This window comes from uncultured Faecalibaculum sp., assembly GCF_910588395.1.
Classification (GTDB): domain Bacteria; phylum Bacillota_I; class Bacilli_A; order Erysipelotrichales; family Erysipelotrichaceae; genus Faecalibaculum.
Map to the genome: position 1 here is coordinate 19,179 of NZ_CAJUPA010000033.1, position 9,346 is coordinate 28,524.

A 9,346-nucleotide genomic window follows, 5' to 3' on the forward strand; every position below is an offset into this window, starting at 1 on the left:
TCTGCAGTCCGCCCGGTTTCTGTCAGCATGGCATGGGCTGACAGTCAGCGGTTTTATTCTCCTTCGTAATGCACCAGAGACAGCACCGGCATATCTCCCAGCCGGTCTCTGCCATGCAGGTCATCCAGTTCCACCACAAAGGCGGCACCGACCACTTCGGCTCCCTGTTTTTCCGCCATTTTCCGGATGGCTTCCACAGTGCCGCCGGTGGCCAGCAGATCATCCACGATCACCACTCTGTCTCCGGGTTTGATGGCATCCGCATGCATCTGCAGGGTATCCGTGCCGTATTCCAGATCATAGGATTCCTGAATCACTTCCCGGGGCAGTTTGCCGGGTTTGCGCACCGGGGCGAAAGCCACATCCGCTTCCACTGCAGCAGGCAGACCGAAGAAAAATCCCCGGGCTTCCGGCGCCAGTACCAGGTTGGCGTCCTGATCTTCGATGAAATCCGCCAGTTTGCGGGTCACATGCCGCATGGCTTTGGGAGAAGCCAGGATGGGGGTGATGTCGCGGAAAATGATGCCTTCCTTCGGGAAGCCGGGAATGCTGGCAATGTAGTTGTTCAGTTCCATGTTGTTTTCTCCTTCAGATCTGACGGGATTGTTGTCCAGGCAGAAGCCGTCAGATCCTCTGCCGCTGCCGGTTCAGTTGCTGCTGTCGCCGGTGACCACATCCGAAAGGATCAGCTGTGGTCTGACCGCCTGCATCCAGACATTTACCGAAGGTTTGCCTGTGAGTGCCCGGATGCGGCTGCCCGGCAGTGTACGCTCGCCGTCCGGCTGATTGAAGCGCACGGCTTCCAGACCGTTTTCCAGAATGTACCGCCTGTGACGGTCACCGCTGAAGGAACGGATGCAGGCAATGTCCGGATTCTCGATGGAAACCTCCGGCATTTCAAATCCGGTGCCAAAAGGCCGCAGGGCATCCAGCTGCCGGATTGCCGGAACCGTCAGATCCTCCGGGTCAATGACCACCGGTTTCTTTCTGACAGCCGGCGGAACCTGAACGGTTTCCAGCCAGCTGACAAACGCTTCCCGCTGATCCAGGTCCAGGGAAAATCCCGCGGCTCTGGTATGTCCGCCCAGACTGGTGAATCCATCAAATCCAGCCAGCAGCTGCATGCAGTCGATGCCCTCCGGCACCCGCATGCTGGCTTTGTATCCCCCAGGATTCCGGGCAGCCAGGATCACAGCCCGGCCGGTTTTCTCGCAGAGACTTCCCGCTGCCAGACCGATGATGCCCTCATGCCAGGAGGGACTTTCCAGAAAAATCACACCTTCCCCCGCAGAAACCAGACGGGCTTCGGCTTCCGCAGCCATTTGCCGGGACATGGTTTTCCGGCGTTCGTTGATTTCCGTGATGGACTGGGCCAGAGGCATCAGCTGCCGGATGTCGCTGCACAGAAAGTAGCGCACGGCATTGTTGGCATTGACCATGTCCGAGAGCCGTCCCAGAGAATTGATTTTGGGAATGACCTGGAAGGACAGATCGGTTTCGGTTGCCGGATCCTGCCCGGCCAGCAGCCGGATATGGGGATCCGCCGTGGTGCCCAGCAGCTGAAGCGCCCGGAAAATGAGTGCCCGGGTCTGGCCGGTGACTTCCATCTGATCCGCCACACTGGCTACACCCGCCAGAATCAGTTCATAGTCCGAGTCCCAGCCTGCCTGCCGGACGAGCTCGTAAGCCACGGCGGCACCGCAGAGCGAAGCGAAGGGTGCCTCCATCAGCACCGGGTGCACAAACCAGCCGGCGTCCGGGGTCCGGCTGAACTGGTGATGGTCGGTCACGATCACATCCAGGCCCGCTGCGCGGGCGGCTGCCAGGGCTTCATGGGCCTGGACTCCGTTGTCCACTGTCACGAGCAGGCCATAGCCTTTTTCGGCTGCCAGCCGCACGGTTTTTTCCTGCAGACCGTAGCCTTCCCGGATCCGGTCCGGAATATAGAAACCGGCCTCGACCCCCTGCCGGCGCAGTGCCCCGGTCAGAATCGCCGTCCCCAGGATCCCGTCCGCATCATAGTCACCGGCAACGATCACCTTTTCCCTTTGCTGCACCGCCAGCTTCAGCCGTTCAGCCGCCTGGACTACGGCAGCAGCCGCAGAAGGGTCATGCAGACCGGGTGTCTCAAGCCATCTGGCCTGCAGTGCGGGATCCGGTTCCAGAAAACCGAGGATTTTGCGTGCCAGAGGCAGCAGCGAACCGGGATCCGCTCTCAGTTCTCCGGACATTCTGCTGTCTCCTTTGCCTCTTTGGTCCGTCCCAGATGCGCATAGGCTTTTTCCGTGGCCACCCGGCCTCTGGGGGTGCGGTTGATGAATCCGATCTGCAGCAGATAGGGTTCATACATGTCTTCCAGCGTGGTGCTTTCCTCACCGATGGACGCCGCCAGGGCTTCCAGTCCGGCAGGACCACCCTGGAACCGGTCAATAAGCCCCGTCAGGTAGCGGTAGTCCACTGAATCCAGACCCATGTGGTCCACATGCAGCCGGTCCAGGGCTTCTCTGGCCACATCCTCGGAAATGATGCCGTCATTGAGCACCTGGGCAAAGTCCCGCACCCGCCGGAACAGCCGGTTGGCAATCCGGGGGGTCCCCCGGCTGCGCAGGGCAATCTCCCGTCTGGCCCCTTCATCGATCTCCGTGTTCATCACCCGGGCCGTGCGCTCCACGATCCGTTCCAGCTCCGGCAGCCGGTAATACTCCAGCTGACTGACAATGCCGAACCGGTCCCGAAGCGGTGCGGACAGATCCCCGGCTCTGGTGGTGGCGCCCACCAGAGTAAAGGGAGGCAGGGACAGACGGATGGTATGCACCCCGGCGTCCTTGCCCACCACAATATCCAGACAATAGTCTTCCATGGCCGGATACAGGATTTCCTCCACCTGCCGTGGCAGCCGGTGAATCTCGTCTATGAACAGCACATCCCCTGGCTCGATCGTGGACAGAATCGCAGCCAGATCTCCGCTTTTGTCAATGGCCGGACCCGAAGCCATCCGCAGCTGTCCGCCCATTTCCCGGGCCAGAATATAGGCCAGCGTGGTTTTTCCCAGACCCGGCGGACCGTAGAACAGCACATGGTCCAGGGCTTCCTGCCGGCTGCGGGCAGCCTGCACAAAGACCCGCAGATTGTCCTTGAGAGCCTGCTGTCCGATGTATTCATCCAGGGACGAAGGCCGCAGGGAACTTTCCTTTTCTTCCTCTGCACTGGATGCGGAAGCATCCATCAGTCGGTTCTGCAAAGGCTACACTCCTTTCCGTTTGGCCAGCAGCCGCAGGGCTTCCCGGATCAGCTCGGGAGCGGCTTTGGGGCTGTCCGCCAGTTCCGGCGCCAGACTGTCGATGTCCGCCTGACGGTAACCGAAGTTTTCCAGAGCGGAAACGGTTTCCAGCCAGGCAGGACTGCCTGCCGGGACAGACTGGCTGCCATTGGACCGGGAAACATGCACCAGCCGGCCTTTCATGTCCAGCAGCATCTGGCTGGCCGTTTTGGGGCCGATGCCCGGCAGCGCCTTGAGGGCTTTGACATCTTCCTTCTCCAGTGCCTCCAGAATGCGGGCTCCTCCGGCCTTGCGCAGGATGTTCAGCGCAGTTCTGGGCCCGATGCCCTTGACCGGAATCAGCGCCATGAACACATCATATTCCAGTTCATCGGTGAATCCGTAAAGGGTCCAGCCGTCTTCCCGGATGCTTTCATAAATATGCCAGAGACCGGTTTTTCCCCGGGGCACGGCCAGAGGATCCGGCGTGAAGATTTCAAAGCCGATGCCGCCGGTTTCCACCACCACCGATTCGGCGCGGGAAGACCGGACAACTCCTTCGATAAATGCAATCATGCCGCTCTCCTTTCCTGTACCGCCTGTTCCCGCTGAAGAAACAGGAAAAACCGGCGGCAGCCTCCGCTGGTTCTGTACTGCCGCTTTCAGCGGTCCGTAGGCTTCATTATACCATTTTTAAGGAAGTGAAGAAGTATGCTTCCGGCAGCGTTGCCCAGGGCAATGACCAGCAGCGCACCGAGAAAATCAAAGCGCAGTCCCATGACCATGTAGCTCATGTCCGCGATGCTGTGTTCGAATCCGGAGAGGATGAACATGGGGATGCACAGGAAAATGCCCAGGGGACTGCCGGTCTTTTTCCAGGAGACCACCGCAATGTACATCAGAAAGCCGCAGAGCATGCCCCTGGCGAACAGCGACCACAGCGGAATGTCCAGCTTGGCATCGATCATACCGGAGGCAATCTCCTGAATGCCCGGGTCCGCAGCCAGACACAGCAGCGAGACGCCGGCAGCGCCGATGAAGTTGCCCAGGAAGATCTGACCGTACCACAGCACCGGCCTGGTCCGGTCGGTCAGAAAGCCGATTTTCCCGGTGAACAGATCCAGGCCGAACAGACAGACCATGTACAGAGCAAAGGAGAAAAGAATGGCAGCGGCAAGCTTGTTGTCCATTCCGGCATACAGGCGGCCTGCCAGTGCCACCGCGCCACCCGCCAGTATGCTCATCATGCGTCGATCTCCAGTTCCACCGGACAGTGATCGCTGCCGAACACATCATCCAGAATGCGGATGCCCCGGATTCTGTCCATCATGTCCGGACTGGCCAGCCAGTAGTCAATGCGTTCCCCTTCGTTTTTCTCCCGTCCCCGGGAATAGTAGCTCCACCAGGAATAGGCTCTGGTGTCCGGATGCAGGGCGCGGAACACATCCACAAAGGAATCCAGAAAGTTTGTCTCGAAACTCTCCCTTTCCTGCGGCGTATATCCGGCACAGGCGGCAGCTGCTGTTTCATCATAGACATCCAGGTCTGTCCGGGCCACGTTGAAATCCCCGCAGACCAGCACCGGCTTGTTCAGATTTTTCAGATAGGCGGAAAAGGCTTTGTCCCATTCCATGCGGTAATCCAGCCGTTTCAGCCCATCTCCGCTGTTGGGCACATACACATCCACCAGACAGAAACTGCCGAAGTCAGCCGTCAGCACCCGGCCTTCCTGATCGTGCTGCTCCAGACCGATGCCGGCATGGACAGAGACAGGTTCGTTCAGAGACAGGATCATGGTGCCGCTGTAGCCCTTTTTCTTCGCACAGTTCACATACTGATAAGGGAAGAGGCTTTCATCCACCTCGATCTGATCGGCCTGAGCCTTGGTTTCCTGCAGACACACCACATCCGGATCCAGTGTGGCCATGATGTCCTCAAACCCTTTCTTCAGCACAGCCCGCAGGCCATTCACATTCCACGTCACCAGCCGCATGCTTCATTCCTCCTTCTTTTTTTGGATACCTGTCTATTGTAAAATAACCGGTATGACTATAACAGAGAAAATTGCCAGGTCCATGGGCCTGAAAGAAGAGCAGGTTGACACCGTCCTCAAACTGCTGGATGAAGGAGCGACGATTCCCTTCATTGCCCGTTACCGGAAGGAAATGACCGGCCGGCTGGATGAAGACCAGATCCGGGAAATCGGTCAGGTTCATGCCTATCAGCTGAATCTGACGGAGCGCCGGGAGGCGGTATCCCGTCTGATTGAAGAAAAGGGAATGCTGGATGACAACGTGAAAGCCGCCCTTGAAGCTGCCGATACGCTGGCGGCTGTGGAGGATGTATATCGTCCCTTCAAGGAGAAACGGAAAACAAAAGCCACGGAAGCCATCGCGAAGGGGTATGGTCCGCTGGCGGAGCAGATCCGGGCCCAGAAAGAACCGGTTCAGGCGGATCCGGAAGCGCTGGAGCAGGCTGGTTTCATCATCGCGGAGGAACTGAGCGATGATGCCGGGATCCGGAAACTTGTCCGGGAGTCTCTGGAGAAAAACGGTTTCATCGCATCGAAGAAGAAAAAGGATGCGGTGGATGAAAAAGGCACCTATGAAATGTACTACGAGTTCTCGGATCCCATCCGGAAAGTGCCGGGGTACCGGGTTCTGGCCATGGAGCGGGGCGAAAAGGAGAAAGTCCTGACGGTGTCCGTGTCCATGGATGCAGAGGATCTGGAACAGCAGGTCCGGAAGCTGGTGATCCATGGGGACGTGAACCGGCAGCTGCTGGAAAACATCGTTCACGATGCCCTGACCCGGCTGATCCTGCCCAGTGTGCGCCGGGAGATCCGGAGCTCGCTGCGGGAAAAAGCCTGTGAAACCGCCATTCACGGTTTCTCCGTAAATCTGGAGAACATTCTGATGACCCGGCCTCTCAGAGGCAAATCCGTGCTGGCCTGGGATCCGGGATACGGTCATGGCTGCAAGCTGGCGATGCTGGATGAAAACGGCGGACTGATGACCACGGAGGTGGTGTATCCGTTCCGGGGCAAAGGGGACGAAGCCCGGGCCGAAGCGCGGACCCGCCAGCTGCTGGATCAGTATCACCCCGATCTGGTGGTGATCGGCAACGGGACAGCCAGCCGGGAATCCGAAGCGCTGATTGCCCGCATCATCCGGGACTACCCGAAGATCTCCTATGTGATCGGGTCGGAAGCCGGCGCTTCGGTCTACTCGGCTTCCCCGCTGGCCAAAGAGGAGTTCCCGGATCTGGCAGTGGAAACCCGCAGCGCGGTCTCCATCGGCCGGCGGGTGCAGGATCCTCTGAGCGAACTGGTGAAAATCGATCCGCAGTCTCTGGGCATTGGCGAATACCAGCACGATGTGCCTCAGAAGCAGCTGAAAGAAGCCCTGGATTTCGTGACGGACAAGGCGGTCAACCGGGTGGGGGTGAATGTGAACACCGGCTCCCCTTCTCTGATGAAGCATGTATCCGGACTCACAAAGCCTCAGATCGCAAAGATCATCAAAGCCCGGCCGGTATCCAGCCGCCGGGAGCTGGCGGACATTCTGCCGGCCAAAGCCTATGAACAGAGTGTGGGTTTTCTCCGGATTCCGGATGGCAGCGAGCCGCTGGATGCCACGGGAATCCATCCTGAGAGCTACGATTTCGCCCGCCGGTTTGTGGCGGACAACGGGCTGGATCTGAAGGATCTTCGCTCCCAGGCATTCAAGGAGGCTCTGAAGAAGATCAACCCGGTCCGGGAAGCCAGACGGCTCGGTGTGGGAACCGATACCATGATCGACATCATCCGGGAGCTCCGGAATCCGGGCCTGGATCCCCGGGACAGTCTGGATGCACCGATTCTGAAAAAGGATGTGCTGTCAATCGAGGATCTGCACCAGAACATGGAACTGCAGGGGACTGTCCGGAATGTGACCAGTTTCGGTGCATTTGTGGACATCGGCCTGCATGATGATGGCCTGGTGCATATCTCCCGAATGGCGGATCATTTCGTCCGGGATCCCAAAGATGTGGTGCATACAGGCCAGATCGTCAAAGTATGGGTCAGTGATATTGACCTGAAGCGGGGTCGTGTGGGTCTTTCCCTGGTGGCACCGAAACACTGAACAGCCTGGCTGAAGGCATTCATCCCGTTCAGAACGGACAGCCCGTGCCAGTTCATGCCGACAGGCTCCCCGCAGGAGGAAGACACCAGAGACATAAATCTGGCGGCTTTCCTGCGGGGAGCTTTTGCTGCGGACTTTTCCTTCCGGAAATTCAGCACATCCCCGGCAGATTCCGTATACTGGTGACAGATCAATGGTTTGGGAGGATATGAAGATGCGGAAATGGAAAGCGCTCTTTGCGGATATTGACGGAACACTGGCGGACAAAGGCGAAAATCTGATGCCGGAAACGAGAAAACAGCTGATGCGCCTGCATGAAGCCGGCGTGAAAATCGGACTGGCGACAGGCCGCCCCATGGATCCCAGGATCCTGGACAAAGCCCGTCAGTGGGATCTGCCCTTCGAATTCGACATGGTGATCGGCCTCAACGGTGGCGAACTGTGGACCCGGGACAGCGGCGAAACGCTGAAAATGCACCCTTTGTCCACAGAATCCGTGCACAAAGTCATGGACATTCTGGAGGGAGAGGATGTGAATGCCATCATTTTCCGGAAAGGATATGAAGATGTCCTCTGTACCCGCATCGATGAGTTCATTGAAGGCTCCATGCTTCGGAACTGTTCCCATGTCCGGAAAGTCACCCGTGCGGTCATGGAGGAAGAACCGGCTGGCAAAGTGGAGGTACAGTACCCGGCTCATCTGCAGGACCATGTGATGCAGCTGCTGGCAGATCATCCGGATCCGGCCTGGATCACAGTGGCCACCTTCCCGGGTGCGGTGGAATTCATGGATCCCCGGGTGACCAAGGGCAATGCCCTGGAACTGTATGCCCGGAATCAGGGCATCGATCCGGCGGATATCCTGGCTTTCGGCGACATGGACAACGACATTTCCATGCTGCAGGCCGCAGGCAGAGGCATCTGCCTGAAAAACGGATCAGCCCCCACAAAAGCCGCAGCAGACGCGGTGACGGAATTTTCCGTGCTGGAAGACGGTGTGGGACGCTATCTGCGGGACCACATCTCCGATGCGGAAATCGCCTGAAGGCAGCAGAACCTCCGGTGCCGGAGGTTCAGGAGGTATGCTGATGAATATGACAAATCCTGACAGACCCTATGTGTTCTGTCATATGCTCACATCTCTGGCAGGCCGTATCGAAGGAACATTCATGGATACGCTGCAGGGAATCAAAGCCGGCGAAGTGTTCTATGACCTGGCTTTTGGCCCGGACCGGTTCTATCCGATGCAGGGATGGCTGTCGGGTCGTGTGACCACAGACGAGAATTTCACCTTCTATGCCCAGCCCGGTCTGAATCCCGACGCCGCTCCGGTACCTGCGGGTGATTTCATCACCAATACGGATTTTGGCATGTTCTATGTTTCCATAGATCCGAAGGGTGTGCTGGGCTGGAAATCCAATGTGCTGCAGTATGAAACCACGAAAGCCATGGTGATCGAAGTGCTCACCAGTCAGGCATCCGATGCCTACAAGGCGTATCTTCGCGCCCTGGATATTCCCTATATCATCGCCGGAGATGCCCAGGTGGATTTTGCCGCTCTCCTGCCGAAGCTGAAAACACTATTTCACATCGACCTGCTGATGCTGGGCGGCGGAGGCATTCTGAACTGGACGTTCATGGAGTCCGGACTCTGCGACGAGCTCAGCCTGGTCATGGCCGCTGCAGCAGACGGTTCCTTCACGACTCCGGGTCTCGTCACCAACCGGCAGTATCCCCAGGGAAATCCGCTGCATTTTCAGCTGCCGGAGGCAAAGCCCATGGACAGCAGCAGCCTCTGGATCCGGTACAAAGTTCTGAACCCGGAGAAGATGTGGTGACAGCTTCCGGCGGATGTCAGTTTCCCGCTTCCTTCCGGTCTGCCAGTCCCGGCAGATAGGCCGCCGGGGTAATCGAGTAGAGACTAGGTCCCTCTCACACCACCCAGCGTGCCGTTCGGCACTGG

The 9,346-nt window shown here is 58.3% G+C and carries 9 protein-coding genes; 3 read left to right on the forward strand and 6 right to left on the reverse strand.

Annotation, left to right across the window (positions count from 1 at the left end):
• Window positions 1-53: 53 nt before the first annotated feature.
• From QZ305_RS09260 to QZ305_RS09285, 6 genes are all read right to left on the reverse strand, one after another.
• A complete protein-coding gene (locus tag QZ305_RS09260) occupies window positions 54-575 on the reverse strand; it encodes an adenine phosphoribosyltransferase (RefSeq protein ID WP_294731496.1) in 522 nt (173 codons plus the stop codon).
• Window positions 576-647: 72 nt separating this feature from the next.
• Window positions 648-2,231, reverse strand: a complete 1,584-nt coding sequence (locus QZ305_RS09265) for a DHH family phosphoesterase (RefSeq protein ID WP_294731497.1) — start codon at window positions 2,229-2,231, stop codon at window positions 648-650.
• Window positions 2,216-3,226: a Holliday junction branch migration DNA helicase RuvB gene (ruvB, locus tag QZ305_RS09270; protein WP_294731505.1), complete on the reverse strand. Its 1,011-nt coding sequence runs from the start codon at window positions 3,224-3,226 to the stop codon at window positions 2,216-2,218. Before ruvB ends, QZ305_RS09265 begins: the two co-directional genes overlap by 16 nt.
• An 18-nt stretch (window positions 3,227-3,244) precedes the next feature.
• A complete protein-coding gene (gene ruvA / locus QZ305_RS09275; RefSeq protein WP_294731499.1) occupies window positions 3,245-3,835 on the reverse strand; it encodes a Holliday junction branch migration protein RuvA in 591 nt (196 codons plus the stop codon).
• 86 nt (window positions 3,836-3,921) lie between these two features.
• Window positions 3,922-4,506, reverse strand: coding sequence for a formate/nitrite transporter family protein (locus QZ305_RS09280; protein ID WP_294731500.1), 585 nt, complete (start codon window positions 4,504-4,506; stop codon window positions 3,922-3,924).
• Window positions 4,503-5,252 carry an exodeoxyribonuclease III gene (locus QZ305_RS09285; RefSeq protein ID WP_294731501.1) on the reverse strand — a complete coding sequence of 250 codons (750 nt, stop codon included), beginning with the start codon at window positions 5,250-5,252 and terminating at the stop codon, window positions 4,503-4,505. Before QZ305_RS09285 ends, QZ305_RS09280 begins: the two co-directional genes overlap by 4 nt.
• A 52-nt stretch (window positions 5,253-5,304) precedes the next feature.
• Here QZ305_RS09285 and QZ305_RS09290 point away from each other — a divergent pair, with 52 nt between their 5' ends.
• From QZ305_RS09290 to QZ305_RS09300, 3 genes are all read left to right on the forward strand, one after another.
• Window positions 5,305-7,383: a Tex-like N-terminal domain-containing protein gene (locus QZ305_RS09290; RefSeq protein WP_294731502.1), complete on the forward strand. Its 2,079-nt coding sequence runs from the start codon at window positions 5,305-5,307 to the stop codon at window positions 7,381-7,383.
• Between the two features lie 214 nt (window positions 7,384-7,597).
• The gene (locus QZ305_RS09295) at window positions 7,598-8,428 is read left to right on the forward strand and encodes an HAD family hydrolase (RefSeq protein ID WP_294731503.1); all 831 of its coding nucleotides are present in this window, start codon (window positions 7,598-7,600) and stop codon (window positions 8,426-8,428) included.
• A 43-nt stretch (window positions 8,429-8,471) separates the two neighbouring features.
• Complete coding sequence (locus QZ305_RS09300) at window positions 8,472-9,221, forward strand: dihydrofolate reductase family protein (protein WP_294731504.1); 750 nt, start codon at window positions 8,472-8,474, stop codon at window positions 9,219-9,221.
• Window positions 9,222-9,346: the final 125 nt, after the last annotated feature.